Genomic DNA, 23,029 nt, shown 5'->3' with positions numbered 1-23,029 from the left:
TCGAACCCGCGACCTCCGGCGTGACAGGCCGGCACTCTAACCAACTGAGCTACACCCGCGTTTCCCTGCCGAAGCAGCAGTGTGCCCCGGCGAGGGGCGTCGTTTAGGCGGGCTGACCCATCGCGTCAAGCGACCTTTTTCGAGAAAGATGCGGGATGCCTGAAAGGCTGTTGAAACAGAGGCTTCGTGACAGTCTCGGGCATCGGTCTGCGCGTCGGTTTGGCGGCGGTTCAACGGGCCTGCGAGGCCGTGACATGGGCGGGCAGCTCGTAATGAACGCCTACGCCCGGCCCAAGCGGCAGATCGAAAGCCACCCATCCTGCGACCATGATCAGCCCTGCAATGAGGAAGGCTCCTGCATAGGGCAGCATGGTCGCCATCAGTGAGCCCAGGCCGAATTTGGGGTCCCACCTCTGGGCGAAGGTCAGAATCAGCGGGAAATAGCTCATCAGCGGCGTGGCGATGTTGGTGACGGAATCACCCATCCGATAGGCGGCGGTCGTCATTTCCGGCGAAATGCCCAGCAGCATGAACATCGGCACCACGACGGGCGCGAGCGCTGACCACTTGGCCGAGGCCGAGCCGATGAACAGGTCGAAGAAGCAGGAGATCAGAACAACGCAGATCAGCAGCAGCGGAGCGGGCAGCGACAGCGTCTGGAAGCCGGCGGCCGCATTCACCGCCAGAATCGGTCCCAGGCCCGACCAGTTGAACATCGCCACGAAGTGGGCGGCGAAGAAGGCCAGGACGATGTAGGGGGCCAGTTGCTCGATGCCTTCACGCATCATCCGCACCAGATCGTGGTGCGACTGGATGGATCGTGAGCCGACGCCGTAGGCTCCGCCCGTGATGAAGAAGGTGGCGGCGAAGAAGGCGACCAGCGAGCGGTACAGGGGGTTGAAGCGCTGCTCCGGCTCGGCTGTTGGATCAACGAAGGGCGAGTTCGGCAAGAAGGTGATCAGCGTCCACAGGGCGATCATGCCGAGCAGGGCCAGTCCAGCGAATCTCAGGCCGCGCTTCTCATCCGAAGTGAGGAGTTGTTTTTCCGAAGCGGCGGGCGCCGAAACTCCAGCCGACGGTTTCCATGGCCCCAGGCGCGGCTCAATGACGCGGTCGGTCAGGAACCAGACGATGGGGGTGAAGACGATGACCACCCCGACGATGAAGAACCAGTTGCCCGCAATGTTCACCGAATAGGACGGATCGATCAGTTGCGCCGCAGGTTCGGTGATGCCGAGAATCAGCGCGTCGCTGGCGCCGGGAAACAGGTTTCCGGCGTATCCGCCTGACACGGCGGCAAAGCCTGCGGCCAGACCAGCCAGCGGATGCCGACCCGCTGCGGCGAAGATTACTGCCGCCAGTGGGATGACGACGACATAGGAGGCGTCCGACGCATGGTGCGACACCATGCCTGTTATGACGATGACCGGTGTCAGGATCGCTTTGGGCGCATTCAGAAGCGCGCCTCGAATGGCCGTGGCGAACATGCCTGTCCGCTCAGCGACCGACGCGCCGTAGATGATGGTGATGACGATCCCGAGAGGAGGGAAGTCCGCCAGGGTCCGTGGCATCCCGATGATCAGCCGTTCCAGATTAGCGGGTGAAAGCAGGCTTTCCGCTTTCAGTTGCTCGCCGGTCACGGGATTGATCGCTGACCAGCCCAGCCCGGCTCCCACCATGCTGAGCACGATCAGGCCCAGGATCAGCCACAGGAACAGAAAGACAGGGTCGGGCAGCTTATTCCCGATGCGTTCGACCGCATTCAGGGCCCGGCTCGCGACGCTCATTAAGATGACTTTCTGTTACAGATCGGGGCCTTCAGTAGGACTTGGTGAGGGGGGAAGGCGCAACCATTGCGGCTGCGACAAATGGCGCTACGGCCGCGCTAAAGATTTGCGAGCCATTCTCAATAAAAAAGCAAGTGGTTACGGGGTTTGAACCCCGGCGACGATGGGTCTAAGAAGCGCCGAATCCGCCTCTCCCCGGCGGACGAGGTTCTTTCGCATGAACGCATTTTTGCTCGAATATCTGCCCGTGCTGATCTTCGCCGCCATCGCAGCGGTAATCGGCATCCTCTTCATAGCGCTGCCGCTGCTGCTGGCGCCGAAGAGCCCCGATAGTGAAAAGCTGTCGGCCTATGAGTGCGGCTTCAACGCATTCGATGACGCCCGCATGAAGTTCGACGTGCGATTCTATCTGGTGTCGATCCTGTTCATCATCTTCGACCTGGAAGTCGCCTTCCTGTTCCCGTGGGCGGTGTCGATGTTCGACCTGTCGCACGCCGGAATGGTCTTCGCCTTCTGGTCGATGATGGCCTTCCTGGGCGTCCTGACCATCGGCTTCATCTACGAATGGAAGAAGGGAGCCCTGGAATGGGAGTAGTCACCACTTCCGTGGCTTCGGGGGCGGGTACGCCATCGCTGGTCACCGCCTCGGGCGCGCCTCTGGTCGCCGCCGGCTCCGCTGCGCGCTCGACTGTCGAGGGCTATGACCCCAAGGTTCACGACAAGTTCTTTGAAGCTGTGAACATGGAACTGGGCGAGCGAGGCTATCTGGTCGCCGCCGCCGACGACGTGATCAACTGGGCGCGCACCGGCTCGCTGATGTGGATGACGTTTGGTCTGGCCTGCTGCGCAGTTGAGATGATCCAGATGTCGATGCCGCGTTTCGACGTCGAGCGTTTCGGCATGGCGCCGCGCGCCAGCCCGCGTCAGTCGGACCTGATGATCGTCGCCGGCACCCTGACCAACAAGATGGCCCCCGCCATCCGCAAGGTTTACGACCAGATGCCTGATCCGCGCTACGTCGTGTCGATGGGCAGCTGCGCCAATGGCGGCGGATATTATCATTACAGCTACAGCGTTGTGCGCGGCTGCGACCGCGTTGTGCCCGTGGACGTCTATGTGCCGGGCTGCCCGCCCACGGCTGAGGCCCTGCTGTACGGCCTGCTGCAGTTGCAGAAGAAGATCCGTCGCACGGGGACGATCGACCGATGAGCTCTTTGGTTGTTCAGGCCCAGCATGAGGCCGCTCTGACGCCTCTGGGCGCCGAAATGGTCGGTGCTCTGGGCGTTGAGGCTCAGGTTGCGTTCGGTGAACTGACACTGGTTGCGGCGCGTGAGCGTATTGTCGAAGTGATGACCGCTTTGCGCGATCAGTTCGGCTTCCAGCAGTTGCTGGACGTGTGCGGCGTCGACTACCCGGATCGCGAAGAGCGGTTTGAGGTTGTCTATCATCTGCTGTCGCTGACCCGGAACGCACGTGTTCGCGTCAAGGTGACGACGGATGAGGTGCAGCCGGTTCCGACGGTGATCGAGGTCTATCCGTCCGCTAACTGGTTCGAGCGTGAAGCGTTCGATATGTACGGCATGCTGTTCTCAGGCCACCCGGACATGCGCCGTCTGCTGACCGACTATGGTTTCGAAGGGCACCCCCTTCGCAAGGACTTCCCGATGACTGGTTATGTCGAGGTCCGTTACGATGAGGAGCAGCGCCGCGTGGTCTATGAGCCCGTCAAGCTGACCCAGGAGTTCCGCACGTTCGACTTCCTGTCGCCGTGGGAAGGCGCTGAATATCCCGCTCCGGTCCTGCCGGGCGATGAGAAGGCCGGAGGCAATGTCTGATGGCTGACGGAGCCCACACCCCCGCATCGCTGGGCGGCACGGACGTGTTCGACGACGTGGTCGACACGCGCACGGCCCACGCCCGCGAAATGGAAGACCGCAAGTTCACCATCAACTTCGGCCCGCAACACCCGGCTGCGCACGGCGTGCTGCGTCTGGTGCTGGAGCTGGACGGTGAAATCGTCGAACGCGTCGATCCGCACATCGGCCTGCTGCACCGCGGCACCGAGAAGCTGATGGAAGCGCGCACCTATCTGCAGAACGTGCCGTATCTGGATCGCCTCGACTATGTCGCGCCGATGAACCAGGAGCACGCCTTCTGTCTGGCTATCGAAAAGCTGCTCGGCATTGAGGTGCCGTACCGCGCCCAGTTGATCCGGGTTCTGTATTCGGAAATCGGCCGGATCGGGAACCACCTGCTGAACGCGACCATGCAGGCCATGGATGTCGGCGCCCTGACCCCGCCGCTGTGGGGCCATGAAGAGCGCGAAAAACTGATGGTGTTCTACGAGCGCGCCTGCGGCGCCCGGCTGCACGCCAACTATTTCCGTCCGGGCGGCGTCCACCAGGACCTGCCGATGGATCTGGTCGACGACATCGGTCGCTGGTGCCACGACTTCCCCAAGGCCCTGGCTGACATTGAAAGCCTGGTTACCGAGAACCGCATCTTCAAGCAGCGCAACGTCGATATCGGCATTGTGTCCAAGGAAGAGGCCCTGGCCTGGGGCTTCACCGGAGTAATGCTGCGTGGCTCGGACATCGCCTGGGACCTGCGCAAGTCGCAGCCGTACGAGTGCTACGCCGAACTCGATTTCGACATCGCCGTCGGCAAGAACGGCGACTGCTGGGACCGTTATCTGGTCCGCGTCGAAGAGATGAAGCAGTCCGTGCGCATCATGGAGCAGTGCATCCATAAACTGCGCAACTGCCCCGGCGAGCCGGTCATGATCGAGGACAACAAGATCGTTCCGCCGCGTCGCGGTGAAATGAAGCGGTCGATGGAATCCCTGATCCACCACTTCAAGCTCTACACCGAAGGCTTCAAGACGCCGGAAGGCGAGGTTTACGCCTCGGTCGAAGCGCCCAAGGGCGAGTTCGGCATCTATCTGGTCTCGGACGGCACCAACAAACCGTACCGTGTGAAGATCTCGGCGCCGGGCTTCCGCCATCTGGCGCAGATGGACCCGATCAACCGCGGCCACCAACTGGCTGACGTTTCGGCCATTCTGGGCTCGCTCGACATCGTGTTCGGCGAGGTTGACCGATGAGCCGTGAAGCCGTGGTGCAGGGCCAGCTTGACGCCTACAATGCTCAGGATCTGGCGACCTTCGTCACCTTCTTCGACGACGGCATCACCATTTCCGACCTGAACGGCGAGCCTAACCTGAAGGGGCTGGACGCCTATCGTGAGCGTCACGAGGGCATGTTCGCCCAGTTCCCGCAGAACCGTGCGGAACTGCTGTCGCGGATCGTTGTCGGAAACACTGTAATCGACCACGAGCGTGTGTTCCGGTCGCCCGATGCGACGCCTTTCGAGGTGGCCGCAATCTATTCGTTCGCTGGCGACAAGATCGCCCGCGTTGATTTTGTGAGGGCCTAGCGGATGTCCGTTCGTCGTCTCGCCAAGGAACAGCCTGCTTCGTTCGCCTTCTCGAAGGCGACGATGGAAAAGGCCGAGTGGTGGATCAAGAAATACCCGGAATCGCGCCGTCAGTCGGCGGTGATCCCGGTTCTGTGGCTGGTGCAGAAGCAGGAAGGCTGGGTTTCTGAACCCGCTATCCGCGCCATCAGCGAACTGCTGGGGATGCCCTTCATCCGTGTGCTGGAGGTCGCGACCTTCTACACCATGTTCATGCTGGAGCCGGTCGGCAAGACCGCGCTGATCCAGGTGTGCGGAACCACGCCGTGCATGCTGCGCGGCGCCAATGAACTGATGAAGGTCTGCAAGGAAAAGATCGGTCCCAAGGATCATCTGTCCGCTGACGGTCGCTTCACCTGGCAGGAAGTCGAATGCCTCGGCGCCTGCTCGAATGCGCCGATGGCCCAGATCAACGACTATTATTATGAAGACCTGACGCCCGAGACGATGGCCCAGATCATCGACGACTTCGCCGCCGGCAAGTCGCCTAAGCCGGGTTCGTACGCAGGACGTCATACGTCGGCGCCGACGGGCGGGGCCAAGACCCTGCTTGATCCGAAGCTGTACGACGGCTCGGCCGCTAAGAAGATCAAGAAGCTGCCGAACAGCGATCCGGCGCCGGTCGAGAAGGCGCCTGCTTGATGACGCGTCCTGATCTCTCAACCGAGGAAGGCCGCGCCGCCTATCGCAAGGAACTGCGTGGCGTTGGACGTCCGCTGCGTCTTGGCGGCCTGGGTCTGGTCATCGCTGCTGCTCTGCTGATCCTGGCGTCTCGTAAGGAGATGTTCGGCATCGGCGAGTGGGGCATCACTGTTTCATACGGAATGCTGGCCGCTGGCTGGGCTTTGGTTATCGCCGCCGTGTTCATGCGCACCCGTCATCACAGACGTCGTCTGGTGGAAGGACTCTGAGGACTATGGTCGGAATCCTCGAAGACAAAGATCGCATCTTCACCAACCTGTACGGCTTCCATGACTGGGGCGTTGAGGGGGCGAAGCAGCGTGGCGCGTGGAACGCCACCAAGGACATGCTGGACCTTGGCCGAGACTGGATCATCAATAACGTCAAGGCCTCGGGTCTGCGCGGCCGTGGCGGCGCAGGCTTCTCGACCGGCCTGAAATGGTCGTTCATGCCCAAGGAAGTGAAGGATCGTCCTCACTACCTGGTCATCAACGCCGATGAATCCGAGCCCGCGACCTGCAAGGACCGCGAGATCATGCGTCATGATCCGCACCTGCTGATCGAAGGCGCGCTGATCGCCAGCTTCGCGATGCAGGCTCATGCCTGCTACATCTACCTGCGCGGCGAGTACGTGCTGGAACGCGAGCGGATGGAAGCCGCCGTCAAGCAGGCCTATGAGGCCAAGCTGATCGGTGACAACAACGTCCACGGCTGGGATTTCCACGTCTATATCCATCACGGGGCAGGGGCTTACATCTGTGGTGAAGAGACGGCTCTGCTGGAATCGCTGGAAGGCAAGAAGGGTCAGCCGCGCCTGAAGCCGCCGTTCCCTGCTGGCGCTGGCCTCTATGGCTGCCCGACCACGGTGAACAACGTCGAGTCGATCGCTGTCGTCGGCACCATCCTGCGTCGCGGCGCGGACTGGTTCGCCGACTTCGGTCGTCCGAACAACACTGGCACCAAGCTGATGTCGCTGTCTGGCCATGTGAACACGCCCTGCGTGGTTGAAGAGGCCATGTCGATCCCGCTGCGCCAACTGATCGAAGATCACGGCGGCGGCGTGCGCGGCGGCTGGAGCAACCTGAAGGCCATCATCCCCGGCGGCGCGTCCTGCCCGGTCATCACGCGCGAACAGGCCGAGACGGTCCTGATGGACTTCGACTCCATGCGTGAGATGCGCTCGTCGCTGGGCACCGCTGGCGTGACGGTCATGGACCAGTCCACCGACATCGTTAAGGCGATCGCCCGCATCAGCTACTTCTTCAAACACGAGAGCTGCGGCCAGTGCACGCCGTGCCGTGAAGGCACCGGCTGGATGTGGCGGGTTCTGGAGCGCATGGCTGTGGGCGAGGCCGATCCGTCGGAAATCGACCTGCTGCTGGACGTTGCCGGACAAGTCGAGGGCCACACGATCTGCGCTCTGGGCGACGCCGCCGCATGGCCGGTTCAGGGTCTGATCCGTCACTTCCGTCACGAGATCGAAGAGCGGATCGCCAACTACCGCAGCCGCCGTGCGAACTTCGCCGGTCACGCTATCGCTGCGGAGTAATGATGCGCCTCTCGCCCGTCATCGTCATCGGAGCCTTTGCTCTCGCCGCTTGCGGCGAGCGCGCTGCTGCGCCGAAGCCGACGGAAACGGCTCCGGCCGAGGTGAAGACGACCGAGACCGCTGTGGCTGCTGCGCTGAGCGACGCTGATCTGCGTCGCGTCTGCCGCGCCGGTCTGGCCTCTGTTCACGGACAGCAGCCGCTGGCGATCGATGTCGACGGCGTTGAGGGCGGCGTTGTCCACACCTCGTGGCGCGCGCCGGTCGATGGCGGTCGGATGCGCGCCGACTGCCGCGTGCAGAATGATCTGGTCGAGTGGAAACCGCTCGGCCTTCCAGATGAAACGCTCGTCCGCTGGATGAACCAGCCGGGCGATCCGGTGATCCGTTACGTCATCAAGGACGCAGCAATCACCATCACACAGACGCTCCCTGATGGGACGACGGAACAGGCCGATCTGGCCGTTCCCGCTGAAGAAGAGGCCCGCTGATGCCAGTCGCCAAGGTCAACGGCGTCGAAACCGAGTTTGAGCCCGGCATGACCGTGCTCCAGGTCGCCGAACGTGCGGGACAGGAAATCCCGCGCTTCTGCTACCACGAACGCCTGTCCATCGCCGGCAACTGCCGGATGTGCCTGGTCGAGGTGAAGCCCGGACCGCCGAAGCCGCAGGCTTCGTGCGCGCTGCCGGCCGCCGACGGCCAGGAAATCTTCACCGACACGCCGATGGTGAAGAAGGCGCGTGAAGGGGTGATGGAGTTCCTGCTCATCAACCACCCGCTGGATTGCCCGATCTGTGACCAGGGCGGCGAGTGCGACCTGCAGGACCAGTCCATGGGCTATGGCCGCGACGGTTCTCGCTATGCCGAGAACAAGCGCGCGGTCGAAGAAAAGCACATGGGGCCGACGATCAAGACCTTCATGACGCGCTGCATCCAGTGCACGCGTTGCGTCCGCTTCATCACCGAAGTTGCCGGCGTGCCGGACATCGGCATGATCTCGCGCGGCGAAGATGCTGAAATCACGACCTATCTGGAGAAGTCGGTCGCCTCGGAACTGTCGGGCAACGTCAATGACCTGTGCCCGGTTGGCGCCCTGACGCACCGTCCCTGGCAGTACCACTATCGTCCGTGGGAACTGAAGAAGACCGAAACCATCGACGTCATGGACGCCCTGGGTTCGAACATCCGCGCTGACTTCCGCGGCTCTGAGGTCATGCGCGTTCTGCCGCGCGTGAACGAGGGCATCAACGAGGAGTGGCTGTCGGACAAGAGCCGCTATGTCGTTGACGGCCTGACCGCACGTCGTCTGGACCGTCCCTGGATCCGCGAGAACGGCAAGCTGCGCGCCGCGACTTGGAACGAGGCGCTGGACGCTGTCGCCGCCAAGCTGAAGGCCGCATCGGCGGACCGCATCGGCGTCATCGCGGGCGACCTGCAGGACGCCGAGTCGATGAAGGCGACGCTGGACCTGTTCCACGCCCTGGGCTCCAAGAACACCGACAGCCGCCAGGATGGCGCTGCACTGGGCTATGGCCCGCGTGAGGGCTGGCTGTTCAACTCTGGCCTGGAAGGCATTGAAAAGGCTGATGCTGTCCTGATCGTGGGTGTGAACCCGCGCGTTGAGGCGCCGCTGCTGAACGCCCGCCTGCGCAAGAGCTGGATCAAGGGCGGGGTCGAGATCGCCGTAATCGGCGAACAGGCCGACCTGACATTCGACTACGCCTATCTGGGCGCTGGTTCGAAGACACTGGGCAAGCTGCCGAAGGCGGCGACGGACCTGCTGAGCAAGGCTGAGCGTCCGGCGATCATCGTCGGTTCGGGCGCACTGGCCGGGGAGGGCGGCGCTGCTGTCCTGAACGCTCTGGGGGCACTGGCCAAGAAGGTCGGCGTCGTCACCGACAGCTGGAACGGCTTCAACGTCCTGCACCACGCCGCCGCACGCGTCGCCGGTCTGGACATGGGCTTCGTGCCTGCTGAAGGCGGCCTGACGGTTGCAGAAATGCTGAAGCCGGACGCGCTGGACGTTCTGTTCCTGCTGGGCGCCGACGAGGTCGATCCGACCGGCTCGAACGCCTTCCGCGTCTATCTGGGCAGCCACGGCGACCGCGGCGCGCACGGCGCCGACGTCATTCTGCCGGGCGCAGCCTACACCGAGAAGTCGGGCATCTACGTCAACACCGAAGGCCGGGTGCAGATGGCTGAGCGCGTCGTCTTCCCGAAGGGCGACGCCAAGGAAGACTGGGCCATCATCCGCGCCCTGTCGGCCCGCGTCGACCAGACCCTGCCTTACGACACGCTGGAGCAACTGCGCACCAAGCTGATGGGCGATCATCCGACCTTCGGACGCATCGACTACCTGCCTGCGCCTGTTTCGTTCGACGTGGCCTCGCTGGGCGCCAAGGGCGACCTGGGCGACACCGTCTTCACCTCGGTCGTCACCGACCCCTATCTTTCCAACCCGATTGCGCGCGCCAGCGCGACGATGGCCGAGTTGTCCGCCCTGCGGATCGCCCCGGTCGCGATGGCAGCGGAGTAAACCATGGACCCCGTTTCTTTCTGGGCCACGCCCGTTGGCTGGACGCTGATCACGGTCGGTCAGATCCTTCTGATCACCGTCGGCGTGCTGATCGGCGTCGCCTTCCTGCTGCTGGCCGACCGCAAGGTCTGGGCCTCGGTTCAGATGCGTAAAGGACCGAACGTCGTCGGTCCCTTCGGCCTGCTGCAATCCTTCGCGGACATGATCAAGTTCGTACTGAAGGAGGTCGTGATCCCGGCCGGCGCCGACAAGGCGGTCTTCATCATCGCGCCGATCATCACCGTCATCCTGGCCTTCATGGCCTGGGCGGTCATTCCGTTCGCCCCCGGTTGGGTGGTGTCGGACCTGAATGTCGGCATCCTGTACATCTTCGCTGTGTCGTCGCTGGGCGTGTACGGCATCATCATGGGCGGCTGGGCTTCGAACTCGAAGTATCCGTTCCTGGGTTCGCTGCGTTCAGCGGCGCAGATGGTGTCCTATGAAGTCTCGCTGGGCCTGATCATCATCAACGTCATCCTGCTGGCTGGCACGATGAACCTGTCCAAGATCGTGGAAGCCCAGAGCGGTTATTTCTGGAACTGGTTCGCCTTCGGCGGCGGCGCCGGAACCTGGCCGCTGGTGGTCATCCTGTTCCCGATGTCGATCATCTTCTTCATCTCGGCCCTGGCCGAAACGAACCGCCCGCCGTTCGATCTGCCGGAAGCGGAGTCGGAACTGGTCGCCGGTTATCAGGTGGAATACAGCTCGACCCCGTATCTGCTGTTCATGATGGGCGAGTACGTCAACATCGTCTTCATGTCGGCGATGATCACCCTGCTGTTCTTCGGCGGGTGGAACCCGGGCTTCCTGTCTCAGTCCTTCCTTGAGGGCCTGCCGGCCTGGATCGCCTATACGATCTATCTGCTGACCTTCGTCACCAAGACCGTATTCTGGTTCCTGTGCATCTCGCTGGTGAAGGCCTTCGTGCCGCGCTACCGCTATGACCAACTGATGCGTCTGGGCTGGAAGGTCTTCCTGCCGACGTCGCTGGTCGCGGTCGTGATCGTGTCGGCCTGGCGTGTGTTCGTGGTAGGGTCGTAATGAAGACCCTCGTTCTTTCCATCGGCCTTCTGGCCCTGACGACGGCCTGCGCACCCGATACGCGTATGCCCGAGTCCAGCTATCAGTGGCAGCGCCGTCAGGAGCGGATCGAACAGGATTTCCGCGCCAGTCAGCCTGCAACCCCGACGACGCCTGCCCCTAAGGATAAGCCCTGATGTTCACTCGTATCGTCCAGGCAGCCAAGGGCGCGATGATGCTGGACGCCATCGGCGCCATCGGCCTTTCGCTGAAATATATGTCGCGGCCAAAGATGACCGTGAACTATCCGTTCGAACGGAACCCGCAGTCACCGCGTTTCCGTGGTGAACACGCGCTGCGCCGTTACGCCAATGGTGAAGAACGCTGCATCGCCTGCAAGCTGTGCGAAGCCATCTGCCCGGCCCAGGCCATCACCATCGAGGCCGAACCGCGTGCAGACGGCAGCCGCCGCACCACGCGCTACGACATCGACATGGTCAAATGCATCTACTGCGGCCTGTGCCAGGAGGCCTGCCCGGTGGACGCGATTGTCGAAGGACCCAACTCCGAATTCGCCGTCGAAACGCGCGAGGAGCTGCTCTACGACAAGCAACGCCTGCTTGATAATGGTGACCGCTGGGAACGGCAGATCGCCAAGAATCTGGAACTCGACGCGCCTTACCGCTAAGGCGCTCATCGCTAAACGGGTCGGCGATTCCAAACGGGGTCGCGGCCGATACGAAAGGGGCTTCGTCCCGACATGCTGCAAAGCATAGCCTTCTTCCTGCTGGCGGCGGTCGCCACGGTTTCCGGCCTTCTGGTCGTGACCGCGCGCAACCCGGTGCACAGCGTGCTCTGGCTGATCCTGGCCTTCTTCTCGTCGGCGGGACTGTTCGTCCTGCTGGGCGCCGAGTTCCTGGCGATGCTGCTGGTCGTCGTCTACGTCGGCGCAGTCGCGGTCCTGTTCCTGTTCGTCGTCATGATGCTGGACGTGGATTTCGTGAAACTGCGCGAGGGATACGCCCGCTATCTGCCGTTCGGCGCGATCATCTCGGGCGTGCTGCTGGCGGAAATGATCATGGTCTCGGTGGCCGTGGTTCAGGGCGGCGCAACGAACGGACGCACAGGCCCGGTTGAGCCTTCGCTGGACGTGACCAACGTTCAGGCCATCGGTCGCGTGCTCTATACAGACTACATCTACTTCTTCCAGGCTGCGGGAATTGTGCTGCTGATCGCCATGATCGGCGCCATCACCCTGACCCTGCGCCACAAGCCGCATATCAAGCGCCAGAACATCACCGACCAGGTCAACCGCGATCGTAAGAAGTCGGTTGAGGTCAAGCCCGCCCAGACGGGGCAGGGCGTCAGCGCCGAGGAGCTTCTCTGATGGTCATCGGATTGACCCATTATCTGACGGTCGCCGCCATCCTGTTCACGATCGGGGTGTTCGGCATCTTCGTGAACCGCAAGAACGTCATCATCATCCTGATGTCGATCGAGCTGATCCTGCTGGCCGTGAACATCAACTTCGTCGCCTTCTCGACCTATCTGAACGACATCAGCGGACAGATCATGGCGATGTTCGTCCTGACCGTTGCTGCGGCTGAAGCCGCCGTCGGTCTGGCGATCCTGGTGACCTTCTTCCGTAACCGCGGCGATATCGCGGTTGACGACGCTTCCGTGATGAAGGGCTAAGCGTGACTATTCAGACCCTCGTCATCCTGGGCGTCTTCGCCCCGCTGCTGGGTGCGGCCATCGCCGGCTTCTTCGGCCGCCGGATTGGCAACATCCCGTCGCAGGCCGTAACGACCGGCCTGCTGTTCTTCTCGTGCGCTGTCGCCTGGACGGTGTTCGGACAATGGACATGGGGCCATCTTGAGCCCTTCACCATCCGTCTGGCGCCCTTCATCAATGTGGGCGATTTCCAGTCCGCCTGGTCGATCCGCATCGACGCCATGTCGGCGACCATGCTGATCGTGGTCACCAGCGTGTCGTCGCTGGTCCACCTGTACTCCTGGGGCTACATGGCCGAGGACGACAGCCGACCGCGCTTCTTCGCCTATCTGTCGCTGTTCACATTCATGATGCTGGCGCTGGTGACGGCCGCCGACTTCATGCAGATCTTCTTCGGCTGGGAAGGCGTGGGTCTGGCGTCCTATCTGCTGATCGGCTTCTGGTTCAAGAAGCCGACGGCCAGCGCCGCCGCCATCAAGGCCTTCGTCGTCAACCGCGTCGGCGACTTCGGCTTCGTCCTGGGGATCATGACGATCTACTGGATGTACGGCACGATCAACTTCGCCGAGCTGTTCCCGCTGATCGGAACCAAGGCTGGCACGACCTGGGAGTTCCTGGGCGTTCACTGGTCCGCGCTGGATCTGGCTGGCTTCCTGCTGTTCATCGGCGCGATGGGCAAGTCGGCGCAGTTCTTCCTGCACACCTGGCTGCCGGACGCGATGGAAGGCCCGACGCCCGTGTCGGCGCTGATCCACGCCGCAACCATGGTCACCGCGGGCGTCTATATGGTCTGCCTGCTGTCGCCGATTTATGAGTATGCGCCGGGTGCGTCGCAGATCATCGCCATCATCGGCGCGATCACGGCCCTGTTCGCCGCGACCGTTGGTCTGACGCAGAACGACATCAAGCGCGTCATCGCCTATTCAACCTGTTCGCAGCTGGGCTACATGTTCTTTGCGGCGGGCGTCGGCGCCTATCAGGCCGCCATGTTCCACCTGTTCACGCACGCCTTCTTCAAGGCCCTGCTGTTCCTGGGCGCCGGTTCGGTGATCCACGGCATGCACCACGAGCAGGACATGCGTAAGATGGGCGGGCTGTGGAAGCTGCTGCCGGTCACCTATGCGGTCATGACCATCGGCACCATCGCCATCACCGGCCTGGGCATCCCTGGCGTCGGCGGCTTCGCAGGCTTCTACTCCAAGGACTCGATCATCGAGAGCGCCTATGCTTCGGCGGCCTCGGGTCACTCGGCCATCGGCATGTTCGCCTTCTTCGTCGGCATCATCGCCGCCGGTCTGACGGCCTACTACTCGTGGCGTCTGGTCTTCATGACCTTCCACAACAAGCCTGTCTGGAAGGAAGAAGAGGGCCACGCCCACGCTGATGATCACGCCCATGATGCCCATGCACATGACGATCATGCACACGATGACCACGCTCATGACGATCACGGCCACCATGGTCCGCTGAAGCCGCACGAAAGCCCGTGGGTGATGCTGGTTCCGCTGATCCTGCTGTCGGTCGGCGCTGTGGCTGCGGGTGTCGTGTTCGCACCGCACTTCATCGGCCATCACGAGCATGAGTTCTGGCGCGGCGCGATCTTTGTCGGCGAGCACAACCATGTGCTTCACGAAAGCCACGAGGTTCCGACCTGGGTGAAGTGGTCGCCGCTGATCCTGACGCTGATCGGCACCGCCTTCGCCTACTGGATCTATGTCGCTCGCGAGGGCATGGGGCGCCGCATGGCTGAACGGAACGGCGTCGTGTACCGCTTCCTCTACAACAAGTGGTACTTCGACGAGCTGTATGATGCTGTCTTCGTGCGCGGCTTCCGCGCCATCGGGAACTTCTTCTGGAAGATCTGCGATGTGAAGATCATCGACGGCCTCGGCCCGAACGGCGCCGCCTGGGCGTCGCTGAAATCCGCCGCACGACTGGGCAAGATCCAGTCCGGCTATGTCTATCACTATGCCTTCGTGATGCTGCTCGGGGTGGCTGGTTTGCTCACCTTCGCCATCCTCGCGTGGGGAGCCTGAGCCCGTGCCCTACATCCTGAGCCTAGTCACATTCCTGCCGCTGGTCGGCGCACTGGTCATCCTCGGCGCCCGATTGGCGTCGAAGAACCAGGACGCTGCTGCGCCCGCGGCCCGCTGGATCGCCCTGCTCACGACCCTGGTCGTGCTGGGCGTGTCCGTCGCATTGGTCGCCGGGTTCGATCCGTCGAACACCAACTATCAGTTCGTCGAGTTCGCGCATTGGTTCGCAGGCGCCAGCTATCATCTGGGCGTTGACGGGGTTTCGGTCCTGTTCGTCCTGCTGACGGCCTTCCTGATGCCGATCTGCATCCTGGCCAGTTGGAAGTCGGTTTCGACGCGCGTCGTCGAATATATGGCCGCCTTCCTGATCCTGGAGACGCTGGTCATCGGCGTCTTCACGTCGCTGGACCTGTTCCTGTTCTACATCTTCTTCGAAGGCACTCTGGTGCCGATGTTCCTGATCATCGGCATCTGGGGCGGTCAGAACCGGATCTACGCAGCCTACAAGTTCTTCCTCTACACCCTGCTGGGGTCGGTGCTGATGCTGCTGGCCATGCTGTGGATGGCGCACACCGCCGGAACCACCAGCATCCCGGAACTGAAGAAGTTCGCCTTCAGCCCCGCCGTTCAGCCGATCCTGTGGTTGGCCTTCTTCGCCTCGTTCGCGGTGAAGATGCCGATGTGGCCTGTGCACACCTGGTTGCCTGACGCCCACGTTCAGGCGCCGACGGCGGGTTCGGTCATTCTGGCCGGCATCCTGCTGAAGCTGGGCGGTTACGGCTTCATCCTGTTCAACGTGCCGATGTTCCCGCAGGCGTCGGAAATGTTCCGTCCGCTGGTCTTCACCCTGTCGGTGATCGCCATCGTCTATACGTCGCTGGTTGCCTGGCGTCAGACGGACATCAAGAAGCTGATCGCCTATTCGTCGGTCGCCCACATGGGCTTCGTGACCCTGGGCATCTTCTCGGGCAACGACGTGGGCATGCAGGGCGCCATCTTCCAGATGATCAGCCACGGTCTGATCTCGGGCGCGCTGTTCCTGTGCGTTGGTGTTGTCTACGACCGGATGCACACCCGTGAGATCGCCTTCTACGGCGGCCTGACGTCGCGGATGTCGTGGTTCGCCGCCATCTTCCTGATGTTCACGATGGCCAACGTCGGCCTGCCCGGCACCTCGGGCTTCATCGGTGAAATCCTGACGATGACGGGCGCCTATCACGCCTCGACCTGGGCGGCTCTGGTTGCGGCCTCGGGTGTAATCTTCTCGGCGGTCTATGCCCTGACGCTGTACCGCGCGGTCATGTTCGGCGAGATCACCAATCCGAAGCTTCAGACCATCACCGATATCGACAAGCGCGAACTGCTTCTGTTCGTGCCGCTGATCATCGGCACCATCTGGTTGGGGGTCTATCCGGCCGCCATCCTCGATTACACCGGGCCTGCCGTTGAGGCCCTGACCAGCGCCTATCGCGCCGCGATCGGCGGGGGAGACCATAATGCCTGATCTGTCCTCCGCCCTGCATCTCGCCGCCTCGGAGCTGACCCTTGCGGTCGGCGCCCTGGTCCTGCTGATGGTCGGCGCCTTCATCGGCGACAAGAGCGCCCGGTTGGTGTCGATCCTGTCGACCCTGCTGCTGATCGCCGCCGCCGTCATCGCCGTCACCGGGCCCTGGGGTTCGGCCTTCAACGGCGCCTATATCGCTGATCCGCTGGCCATCTATGGCAAGAGCGTCATCTACCTGTCGGCCGCCGTGGCCATCATCCTCGGCGACGGTTGGATGAAGCGTACGCGCATCGCCAAGTTCGAATACCCGGTCCTGATCGTGCTGGCGTCGGTCGGCATGGGCATGATGGCGTCGTCGGGCGACCTGATCTCGATGTACGTCGGAATCGAGCTGCACTCGCTGGCCCTGTATGTTCTGGCCGCCTATCACCGCGACGATGTCAAGGCGTCGGAAGCGGGCCTGAAGTATTTCGTGCTGGGCGCACTGTCGTCGGGCCTGCTGCTGTACGGCGCCAGCCTGATCTACGGTTTCGCTGGTTCGATGCGATTCGAAGACATCGCCGCCTTCGCTGTTGACCATCCGTCGACGGGCCTGCTGTTCGGTCTGGTCTTCCTGATTTGCGGTCTGGCGTTCAAGGTTTCGGCTGCGCCGTTCCACATGTGGACGCCTGATGTGTACGAAGGTGCGCCGACCCCGGTAGTCGCCCTGTTCTCGACTGCACCCAAGGTCGCGGCCATGGTCCTGATCGCGCGCGCTCTGGAAGGCGGGTTCGGTGAATCCCACGCTCAGTGGTCGCAGGTTCTGATCGCCATCTCGCTGATCAGCTTCGTCGTCGGCGCCTTCGGCGGTCTGGCGCAGAAGGACATCCAACGCCTGCTGGCATATTCGTCGATCGCCAACATCGGTTACGCCCTGCTGGGCATTGCGGCGGGCACCAGCCAGGGCCTGCAGGCCATGCTGATGTTCATGACCCTGTATGTCATCGACCAACTGGGTTTCTTCGCCATCCTGCTGTCGCTGTCCAAGTCGGGCCGTCCGATTCGCCGTATCGCTGATCTGGCCGGTCTGAAGAAGGATCGTCCGTTGACGGCTGTGGCGCTGACCATCCTGTCGCTGTCGGTTCTGGGGATGCCGCCGTTCTCGGGCTTCTGGGGCAAGTACTATGTGTTCGGCGCCGCTGCGAACGCAGGCCTGTGGCCTGTCGCCGCCGCTGGTCTGGTCGCATCGGTTGTCGCCGCCTTCTACTATCTGCGCATCATCAAGCTGATGTGGTTCGATCCGCCGGTGGATGACATTCCGACCGACAAGGCGCCGGTTGAAGCCAAGTGGATCGGTTGGGCCTGCGCGGCCTTCTCCTTCCCGCTGGTTATTCTGGGTCTGACCTGGCTGGAGCCGCTGACCAAGGCCGCGAGCGCCGGTTTCGGGAACGGGTAGGGCGTTGACGCCCGCCCCCCTGGTCATCCACGACGAGATCGACTCGACCAACGCCGAGGCGCGTCGTCTCGCCGAGGCCGGAGAGACCGGGCCGCGCTGGATCGTGGCGCGCCGTCAGACCGCAGGTCGTGGGCGGCGTGGCCGCAAGTGGGACACCGAACAGGGCAACCTGGCCGCCACGCTGTTGATCACGACGCCCAAGTCGGCAGCGGAGGCGGCTCAGGCCACTTTCGTGGCGGCCTTGGCGGTCGCTGACCTGTTAGACGTCTTCGTCTCGCCGGCGCTGGTTACGATCAAATGGCCGAACGACGTGCTGTTGGGCGGGGTCAAGGCGTCGGGGATTTTGGTCGAGTCCGGCGCCCATGCGAACGGCGACCTGTGGCTGGCCGTCGGCATCGGCGTGAACCTGGCCCATGCGCCGGAAGGGACAGAGCGGGGTGCTGCTGCGGTTGCTGGCAGTCTGCGCGCCGACCTGACCTATGTGCCGCCGATTGAGGCGGCGGCCGAGATTCTGGCCGAGACTTTCGCTGTCTGGTGGGGGCGTTGGCAGACGCTTGGCTTCGAGCCCGTGCTGGACGCCTGGACCAGCCGCCTGACTGGACTGAACGGGCCGTGTGTGGCGCGATTGGATAATGAAACTCTTGAGGGGATCGCCGAAGGCGTTGAGCCGGATGGCGCACTGCGTTTGCGACTGGCCGATGGATCGGTGCGTCTGATTTCGGCAGGTGACGTGTTCTTCGGTGCGACCTCAGGCAAGGCGTCCTGAGATGCTGCTGGCGATTGAACAGGGCAACACCAATACGCTGTTTGCGGTCCATGATGGATCGGAATGGATCGCCCAATGGCGCGCTGCGACTGAGGCGACGCGAACGGCGGATGAATACGCCGTGTGGCTGAACCAGTTGATGTTGATGAAGGGGCTTCAGGTCTCTGCGCTGACGGGGTGCATCATCTCCAGCGTGGTGCCCCAGTCGATCTTCAACCTGCGTAATCTGGCGCGGCGCTATCTCAACATCGAACCTCTGGTGATTGGCGAGAACGTCAATCTCGGCATTGATGTGCGCATCGCCAAACCCAGTGAGGCCGGGGCGGACCGTCTGGTCAACGCGATTGGGGCCAAGCTGCTTTATCCCGGCGACCTGATTGTCATCGACAGCGGTACGGCGACGACCTTCGATATTGTGGGCGCGGACGGCGCATTTGAGGGCGGCTTGATCGCGCCCGGCATCAACCTATCGCTACAGGCCCTGCACGAGGCGGCGGCCAAGTTGCCGCGCATCGCCATCCAGCGCCCGGAACACGTCATCGGCAAGGGCACGGTCGAGGCCATGCAGTCCGGCGTCTTCTGGGGCTATACCTCCCTGATCGAGGGACTGGTCGCGCGCATCAAGGCCGAGTGGGGCAAGCCCATGACCGTCATCGGAACCGGCGGCGTGGCCAGCCTGTTCGAAGGCGCAACCGACAGCATTGATCATTTTGATCCTGACCTGACCATCCGTGGTCTTCTCGAAATCTGGCGTCGCAACGCCCATTTGACTGACTGAATGAAAAAGCAAACCCAAGACGAACTCGTTTTCCTGCCGCTAGGCGGCTCGGACGAGGTCGGTATGAACCTGAACGCCTACGGCTATGGCCCGGCTGATAATCGTGAATGGCTGGTCGTCGATGTCGGCGTCACCTTCGGCGATCTGTCGACGCCTGGCGTGGACGTGATCGTGCCCGATCCCAGCTATCTGGAAGGCGAGAACATTCGTGGCATCGTGCTGACGCACGCCCACGAAGACCATATCGGCGCCCTAGGCTGGCTGTGGCCGCGCATCAAGGCGCCGGTCTATGCGACGCCCTTCACGGCCTATCTGATCCGCGACAAGCTGCGTGAGCGCGGCCTGCTGGACGAGGTCGAGTTGATCGAGATTCCGTTGGGCGGTTCGGTTCAGCTTGGTCCGTTCGGCGTCACCTTCGTGACGATGACCCACTCGATCGCCGAGCCGAACGGTTTGGCCATCGATACGCCGCTGGGCCTGGTGTTCCACACCGGCGACTGGAAGATCGACGACCAGCCGGTCATCGGCTCCAAGACGGACGCCCCCGCCATTCGCGCCCTGGGCGACAAGGGCGTGCTGGCGATGGTGTGCGACTCGACCAACGTCTTCGTGCCGGGCGTCGCCGGGTCCGAGGGTGACGTGGCCGTGGCGATCACCAAGCTGATCTCGACCCTGAAGGGCAGGGTGGCGGTCGGCTGCTTCGCCTCCAATGTCGCGCGGATGGACAGCGTCATCCGTGCCGCAGAGGCTAATGGACGCCGCGTCGCTCTGGCTGGTCGGTCGATGCACCGCATCACGGCAGCGGCCAAACACGTCGGCATGTTGCAGGACGTGAAGCCCTTCCTGTCCGATGAAGAAGCCCGCGTCTGGCCTGCCGATCAGATCCTGTATCTGTGCACCGGCAGCCAGGGTGAGGCCCGTGCGGCCTTGTCGCGCGTGGCCGACGGCACCCATCCGACGGTCAAGCTGGGTCTGGGTGATCACTGCATCTTCTCGTCGCGTCAGATTCCCGGCAACGAACTGGCCATTGGCCGCCTGCAGGATCGTCTCGCGGATCGCGGCGTGCGCCTCTACACCGAGAAGGACAGCCCCGGCATCCACGTCTCCGGCCACCCGTGCCGGGACGAACTGAAGCAGATGTACGAATGGGCGCGGCCGCAGATCGCGGTGCCGACCCACGGCGTGCGCCGCTTCCTGCTGGAACACGCCAATCTGGCCAAGGACATGGGCGTCAAGGAAGCTGTGACGCCGCGCAACGGCGACATGGTGCGTCTGGCCCCTGGGCCCGCCGCCATCGTCGACGAAGTGCCGAACGGCCGCCTCTATGTCGACGGCGGCATGCTGGTGACCGAACAGGGCGAGGCGCTGAAAGAGCGCCGCCACGCCTCGACCAACGGTGTGCTGATCGTCAGCTTCTGCCTGGACAAGCGCGGTCGGATCGTCAGCGATATCGACATTCGCAGCGTGGGTCTGCCGGGCGATCTGGAGAAGCCGTTGGGCGATGTTCTGGACGATCTGGCCGAACGTGTCGAACAGGTGGTCACCAGCCTGAAGGGCGAGGCGCTGGAAGATGAAATGGTCATCGAACAGGCGGTCGGCCGCGTGTTGAAGAAGGCCAGCCAGCGCATTTGGGATCGCCGTCCGATCGTGGAAACCATCGTCCTTCGTCTGTAGAGCATCCTCATGGCTGAACCGCTTTTCCTCATCAAACCCGACTGGCACGACACGCATGGTGGCCCCTGGTACTGCCCGCCGGGCGCAGTCATCGAGGGCGTGCTGAGCTTCTATCCGAAGCTGCGCGAACTGCTGGACGTGGTCTATGTGGACTTCCCGCGCCCACGTCCGGCTGTGCTGGAGTGGGTGGGGGAGGCGGATCAGAGCTGTCCTTTGCTGGTGCTGGACGGCGGACTGGACTGGCCTGACGCTCAGGTCAGTGCGACGACGGGCCGCCTGTTCCTGCAGGACGAGGCGATTATTCCTTATCTGGCCGCCCGTTACGGGATCGGCCTGCCGCACCCCTAGAGGTCTGACATGCCCATCGGCATCTTCACCATGATCGGTATCTATGTCGTCGTCTGGTGGACGGTGCTGTTCGGCATTCTGCCGCTGGGCATGTTGCAGGAATCGCCTGAACCGCCGAAGGACGGCGCCCAGTGGGGGGCGCCCAAGACCCCCAACCTGAAGAAGAAGTTCATCACCACGACCTGGGTTTCGGTGCTGGTCTGGGTCTTCATCATGGTGCTGATCTTCACCGGCTGGCTGCCTCTGCCCGATTTCTCACGGGCGCCAGCCGTCTAAACGATACGGCGGCCTAGCTTTCGCCCCGGTCCAACGGCTAAAGCCTTAGGACTGTTTCGACGCCTAGGATTCCTGATCATGCGCCTGTCGCGCTTTTTCCTGCCCACGCTGAAGGAAGCCCCTTCTGACGCCCAGATTGTTTCGCACCAGCTGATGCTGCGCGCGGGCATGATCAAACAGGAGGCCGCCGGCATTTATGCGTGGCTGCCGCTGGGGCTGCGGGTGCTGCGCAAGATCGAACAGATCGTGCGCGAGGAACAGGAGCGGGCAGGGGCGGTCGAACTGCTGATGCCGACGCTGCAACTGGCGGACCTGTGGCGCGAGTCGGGCCGTTATGACGCCTATGGTCCTGAGATGCTGCGCATCACCGACCGGCATGAGCGCGAACTGCTGTACGGGCCCACCAACGAGGAGATGATCACCGACATCTTCCGGGCCTATGTGAAATCCTACAAGTCGTTGCCGCTGAACCTGTTCCACATCCAGTGGAAGTTCCGTGATGAGCGACGCCCGCGCTTTGGCGTGATGCGCGGCCGCGAGTTCCTGATGAAGGACGCCTATTCGTTCGATCTGGACGAGGCGTCTGCGCGCATCGCCTACAAGCGGATGTTCGCCGCCTACCTGAACACCTTTTCGCGCCTGGGTCTGAAGGCTGTGCCGATGCGCGCTGACACCGGCCCGATTGGCGGCGACCTGAGCCACGAGTTCATCGTTCTGGCCGAAACCGGCGAGAGCGAGGTCTTCTGCGACCGCAAGCTGGTCGAGATGGACGCGCCCGGCCACAACCTCAGCGTTGAGCAACTGGAAAACGTGTTCAACGAGCGCACGGCCCTCTACGCCGCGACCGAGGAAATGCACGACACGGCCCAGTTCGAGACCCAGACCGCCGAGGGTGACCGCCTGTCGGCGCGTGGCATCGAAGTCGGCCACATCTTCTACTTCGGAACCAAATATTCGGCCCCGATGAAGGCCAAGGTCGCTGGGCCGGATGGGCAAGACACCGAGGTCCACATGGGCAGCTACGGCGTCGGCGTGTCGCGCCTGATGGGGGCCATCATTGAGGCCAGTCACGACGCGGGCGGCATCATCTGGCCAGATTCGGTGGCGCCGTTCGACGTGGTCGTCATCAATCTGCGCGCCAATGACGAAGCCGTCTCTGCGGCCTGTGAGGACGCAGTCGCGCAGCTGGAGAAGCTGGGCAAGGACGTGCTGTACGACGACACCGACGAACGTCCGGGTGGCAAGTTCGCCACCGCCGACCTGATCGGCGTGCCGTGGCAGCTGACCATCGGGCCCAAGGGATTGGCCGACGGCGTGGTCGAACTGAAGCGCCGCGCGACCGGCGAGAAACTGTCTGTGCCGCTGGCTGAAGCCCTCGAAAGGTTGACTGCTTGA

Annotated in this window: 25 protein-coding genes; 24 read left to right on the top strand and 1 reads right to left on the bottom strand. The window is 62.9% G+C overall.

Annotated elements, in window-relative coordinates:
• Positions 1–230: 230 nt before the first annotated feature.
• Positions 231–1,787 carry an AbgT family transporter gene (locus QZ281_RS15945; protein WP_292230047.1) on the bottom strand — a complete coding sequence of 519 codons (1,557 nt, stop codon included), beginning with the start codon at positions 1,785–1,787 and terminating at the stop codon, positions 231–233.
• A 217-nt stretch (positions 1,788–2,004) separates the two neighbouring features.
• On the opposite strand from QZ281_RS15945, the gene QZ281_RS15940 reads away from it, so the two are divergent.
• From QZ281_RS15940 to proS, 24 genes are all read left to right on the top strand, one after another.
• Positions 2,005–2,382, top strand: a complete 378-nt coding sequence (locus QZ281_RS15940) for an NADH-quinone oxidoreductase subunit A (protein ID WP_201097652.1) — start codon at positions 2,005–2,007, stop codon at positions 2,380–2,382.
• Positions 2,352–2,996: an NADH-quinone oxidoreductase subunit B gene (locus QZ281_RS15935; RefSeq protein WP_219353896.1), complete on the top strand. Its 645-nt coding sequence runs from the start codon at positions 2,352–2,354 to the stop codon at positions 2,994–2,996. Before QZ281_RS15940 ends, QZ281_RS15935 begins: the two co-directional genes overlap by 31 nt.
• Positions 2,993–3,622: an NADH-quinone oxidoreductase subunit C gene (locus QZ281_RS15930; RefSeq protein ID WP_292230042.1), complete on the top strand. Its 630-nt coding sequence runs from the start codon at positions 2,993–2,995 to the stop codon at positions 3,620–3,622. Before QZ281_RS15935 ends, QZ281_RS15930 begins: the two co-directional genes overlap by 4 nt.
• Before the next feature lie 89 nt (positions 3,623–3,711).
• Positions 3,712–4,890, top strand: coding sequence for an NADH-quinone oxidoreductase subunit D (locus QZ281_RS15925; protein ID WP_292230053.1), 1,179 nt, complete (start codon positions 3,712–3,714; stop codon positions 4,888–4,890).
• Positions 4,887–5,222 carry a nuclear transport factor 2 family protein gene (locus tag QZ281_RS15920; RefSeq protein WP_292230040.1) on the top strand — a complete coding sequence of 112 codons (336 nt, stop codon included), beginning with the start codon at positions 4,887–4,889 and terminating at the stop codon, positions 5,220–5,222. The genes QZ281_RS15925 and QZ281_RS15920 overlap by 4 nt, the downstream gene beginning before the upstream one ends.
• A 3-nt stretch (positions 5,223–5,225) precedes the next feature.
• Complete coding sequence (gene nuoE, locus QZ281_RS15915) at positions 5,226–5,903, top strand: NADH-quinone oxidoreductase subunit NuoE (RefSeq protein WP_292230038.1); 678 nt, start codon at positions 5,226–5,228, stop codon at positions 5,901–5,903.
• Entirely contained in the window at positions 5,903–6,172 is a 270-nt protein-coding gene (locus QZ281_RS15910) for a hypothetical protein (protein WP_292230036.1), read from the top strand. The genes nuoE and QZ281_RS15910 overlap by 1 nt, the downstream gene beginning before the upstream one ends.
• A gap of 5 nt (positions 6,173–6,177) precedes the next feature.
• On the top strand, positions 6,178–7,491 hold the full coding sequence (gene nuoF, locus QZ281_RS15905; protein WP_292230034.1) for an NADH-quinone oxidoreductase subunit NuoF: 1,314 nt from the start codon (positions 6,178–6,180) through the stop codon (positions 7,489–7,491).
• A 2-nt stretch (positions 7,492–7,493) separates the two neighbouring features.
• A complete protein-coding gene (locus QZ281_RS15900; RefSeq protein ID WP_292230033.1) occupies positions 7,494–7,979 on the top strand; it encodes a hypothetical protein in 486 nt (161 codons plus the stop codon).
• Positions 7,979–10,024 carry an NADH-quinone oxidoreductase subunit NuoG gene (gene nuoG, locus QZ281_RS15895; RefSeq protein ID WP_292230031.1) on the top strand — a complete coding sequence of 682 codons (2,046 nt, stop codon included), beginning with the start codon at positions 7,979–7,981 and terminating at the stop codon, positions 10,022–10,024. Before QZ281_RS15900 ends, nuoG begins: the two co-directional genes overlap by 1 nt.
• Positions 10,025–10,027: 3 nt before the next feature.
• Entirely contained in the window at positions 10,028–11,104 is a 1,077-nt protein-coding gene (gene nuoH / locus QZ281_RS15890; RefSeq protein WP_292230029.1) for an NADH-quinone oxidoreductase subunit NuoH, read from the top strand.
• Positions 11,104–11,280 carry a hypothetical protein gene (locus tag QZ281_RS15885; RefSeq protein ID WP_292230027.1) on the top strand — a complete coding sequence of 59 codons (177 nt, stop codon included), beginning with the start codon at positions 11,104–11,106 and terminating at the stop codon, positions 11,278–11,280. Before nuoH ends, QZ281_RS15885 begins: the two co-directional genes overlap by 1 nt.
• Positions 11,280–11,771 carry an NADH-quinone oxidoreductase subunit NuoI gene (gene nuoI, locus QZ281_RS15880; protein ID WP_292230026.1) on the top strand — a complete coding sequence of 164 codons (492 nt, stop codon included), beginning with the start codon at positions 11,280–11,282 and terminating at the stop codon, positions 11,769–11,771. Before QZ281_RS15885 ends, nuoI begins: the two co-directional genes overlap by 1 nt.
• A gap of 72 nt (positions 11,772–11,843) precedes the next feature.
• The gene (locus QZ281_RS15875) at positions 11,844–12,470 is read left to right on the top strand and encodes an NADH-quinone oxidoreductase subunit J (protein ID WP_292230024.1); all 627 of its coding nucleotides are present in this window, start codon (positions 11,844–11,846) and stop codon (positions 12,468–12,470) included.
• The gene (nuoK, locus tag QZ281_RS15870; protein ID WP_201097624.1) at positions 12,470–12,778 is read left to right on the top strand and encodes an NADH-quinone oxidoreductase subunit NuoK; all 309 of its coding nucleotides are present in this window, start codon (positions 12,470–12,472) and stop codon (positions 12,776–12,778) included. Before QZ281_RS15875 ends, nuoK begins: the two co-directional genes overlap by 1 nt.
• 8 nt (positions 12,779–12,786) lie before the next feature.
• Positions 12,787–14,853, top strand: a complete 2,067-nt coding sequence (gene nuoL / locus QZ281_RS15865; protein WP_292230052.1) for an NADH-quinone oxidoreductase subunit L — start codon at positions 12,787–12,789, stop codon at positions 14,851–14,853.
• A gap of 4 nt (positions 14,854–14,857) precedes the next feature.
• Positions 14,858–16,357: an NADH-quinone oxidoreductase subunit M gene (locus tag QZ281_RS15860; protein WP_292230020.1), complete on the top strand. Its 1,500-nt coding sequence runs from the start codon at positions 14,858–14,860 to the stop codon at positions 16,355–16,357.
• The gene (gene nuoN / locus QZ281_RS15855; protein WP_292230019.1) at positions 16,350–17,792 is read left to right on the top strand and encodes an NADH-quinone oxidoreductase subunit NuoN; all 1,443 of its coding nucleotides are present in this window, start codon (positions 16,350–16,352) and stop codon (positions 17,790–17,792) included. Before QZ281_RS15860 ends, nuoN begins: the two co-directional genes overlap by 8 nt.
• 4 nt (positions 17,793–17,796) lie before the next feature.
• The gene (locus QZ281_RS15850; RefSeq protein ID WP_292230017.1) at positions 17,797–18,558 is read left to right on the top strand and encodes a biotin--[acetyl-CoA-carboxylase] ligase; all 762 of its coding nucleotides are present in this window, start codon (positions 17,797–17,799) and stop codon (positions 18,556–18,558) included.
• A 1-nt stretch (position 18,559) separates the two neighbouring features.
• Positions 18,560–19,336: a type III pantothenate kinase gene (locus QZ281_RS15845; RefSeq protein WP_292230015.1), complete on the top strand. Its 777-nt coding sequence runs from the start codon at positions 18,560–18,562 to the stop codon at positions 19,334–19,336.
• A complete protein-coding gene (locus QZ281_RS15840; RefSeq protein ID WP_292230013.1) occupies positions 19,337–21,010 on the top strand; it encodes a ribonuclease J in 1,674 nt (557 codons plus the stop codon). It begins immediately after the preceding gene.
• Between the two features lie 9 nt (positions 21,011–21,019).
• A complete protein-coding gene (locus QZ281_RS15835) occupies positions 21,020–21,358 on the top strand; it encodes a DUF3088 family protein (protein WP_292230011.1) in 339 nt (112 codons plus the stop codon).
• A 9-nt stretch (positions 21,359–21,367) separates the two neighbouring features.
• Complete coding sequence (locus QZ281_RS15830; protein WP_292230010.1) at positions 21,368–21,634, top strand: DUF1467 family protein; 267 nt, start codon at positions 21,368–21,370, stop codon at positions 21,632–21,634.
• Positions 21,635–21,712: 78 nt separating this feature from the next.
• Positions 21,713–23,029, top strand: a complete 1,317-nt coding sequence (gene proS, locus QZ281_RS15825; RefSeq protein ID WP_292230008.1) for a proline--tRNA ligase — start codon at positions 21,713–21,715, stop codon at positions 23,027–23,029.

It is taken from the genome of Brevundimonas sp. (assembly GCF_018608325.1).
Taxonomy (GTDB): domain Bacteria; phylum Pseudomonadota; class Alphaproteobacteria; order Caulobacterales; family Caulobacteraceae; genus Brevundimonas.
The sequence above is the reverse complement of the archived record's forward strand: the minus strand, read 5'-3'. Positions and strand labels throughout refer to the sequence as shown.

Excerpts from the sequence above, each read along its gene's own strand:
- QZ281_RS15845 (WP_292230015.1), top strand. The coding sequence starts at position 18,560 with ATGCTGCTGGCGATTGAACAGGGCAACACCAATACGCTGTTTGCGGTC.
- nuoG (WP_292230031.1), top strand. The coding sequence starts at position 7,979 with ATGCCAGTCGCCAAGGTCAACGGCGTCGAAACCGAGTTTGAGCCCGGC.
- QZ281_RS15910 (WP_292230036.1), top strand. The coding sequence starts at position 5,903 with ATGACGCGTCCTGATCTCTCAACCGAGGAAGGCCGCGCCGCCTATCGC.
- QZ281_RS15930 (WP_292230042.1), top strand. The coding sequence starts at position 2,993 with ATGAGCTCTTTGGTTGTTCAGGCCCAGCATGAGGCCGCTCTGACGCCT.
- nuoH (WP_292230029.1), top strand. The coding sequence starts at position 10,028 with ATGGACCCCGTTTCTTTCTGGGCCACGCCCGTTGGCTGGACGCTGATC.
- QZ281_RS15900 (WP_292230033.1), top strand. The coding sequence starts at position 7,494 with ATGCGCCTCTCGCCCGTCATCGTCATCGGAGCCTTTGCTCTCGCCGCT.
- nuoE (WP_292230038.1), top strand. The coding sequence starts at position 5,226 with ATGTCCGTTCGTCGTCTCGCCAAGGAACAGCCTGCTTCGTTCGCCTTC.
- QZ281_RS15875 (WP_292230024.1), top strand. The coding sequence starts at position 11,844 with ATGCTGCAAAGCATAGCCTTCTTCCTGCTGGCGGCGGTCGCCACGGTT.
- QZ281_RS15945 (WP_292230047.1), bottom strand. The coding sequence starts at position 1,787 with ATGAGCGTCGCGAGCCGGGCCCTGAATGCGGTCGAACGCATCGGGAAT.
- QZ281_RS15830 (WP_292230010.1), top strand. The coding sequence starts at position 21,368 with ATGCCCATCGGCATCTTCACCATGATCGGTATCTATGTCGTCGTCTGG.
- nuoI (WP_292230026.1), top strand. The coding sequence starts at position 11,280 with ATGTTCACTCGTATCGTCCAGGCAGCCAAGGGCGCGATGATGCTGGAC.
- nuoN (WP_292230019.1), top strand. The coding sequence starts at position 16,350 with ATGCCTGATCTGTCCTCCGCCCTGCATCTCGCCGCCTCGGAGCTGACC.
- QZ281_RS15935 (WP_219353896.1), top strand. The coding sequence starts at position 2,352 with ATGGAAGAAGGGAGCCCTGGAATGGGAGTAGTCACCACTTCCGTGGCT.
- proS (WP_292230008.1), top strand. The coding sequence starts at position 21,713 with ATGCGCCTGTCGCGCTTTTTCCTGCCCACGCTGAAGGAAGCCCCTTCT.
- QZ281_RS15840 (WP_292230013.1), top strand. The coding sequence starts at position 19,337 with ATGAAAAAGCAAACCCAAGACGAACTCGTTTTCCTGCCGCTAGGCGGC.
- nuoK (WP_201097624.1), top strand. The coding sequence starts at position 12,470 with ATGGTCATCGGATTGACCCATTATCTGACGGTCGCCGCCATCCTGTTC.
- QZ281_RS15920 (WP_292230040.1), top strand. The coding sequence starts at position 4,887 with ATGAGCCGTGAAGCCGTGGTGCAGGGCCAGCTTGACGCCTACAATGCT.
- nuoF (WP_292230034.1), top strand. The coding sequence starts at position 6,178 with ATGGTCGGAATCCTCGAAGACAAAGATCGCATCTTCACCAACCTGTAC.
- QZ281_RS15940 (WP_201097652.1), top strand. The coding sequence starts at position 2,005 with ATGAACGCATTTTTGCTCGAATATCTGCCCGTGCTGATCTTCGCCGCC.
- QZ281_RS15885 (WP_292230027.1), top strand. The coding sequence starts at position 11,104 with ATGAAGACCCTCGTTCTTTCCATCGGCCTTCTGGCCCTGACGACGGCC.
- QZ281_RS15835 (WP_292230011.1), top strand. The coding sequence starts at position 21,020 with ATGGCTGAACCGCTTTTCCTCATCAAACCCGACTGGCACGACACGCAT.
- QZ281_RS15925 (WP_292230053.1), top strand. The coding sequence starts at position 3,712 with ATGGAAGACCGCAAGTTCACCATCAACTTCGGCCCGCAACACCCGGCT.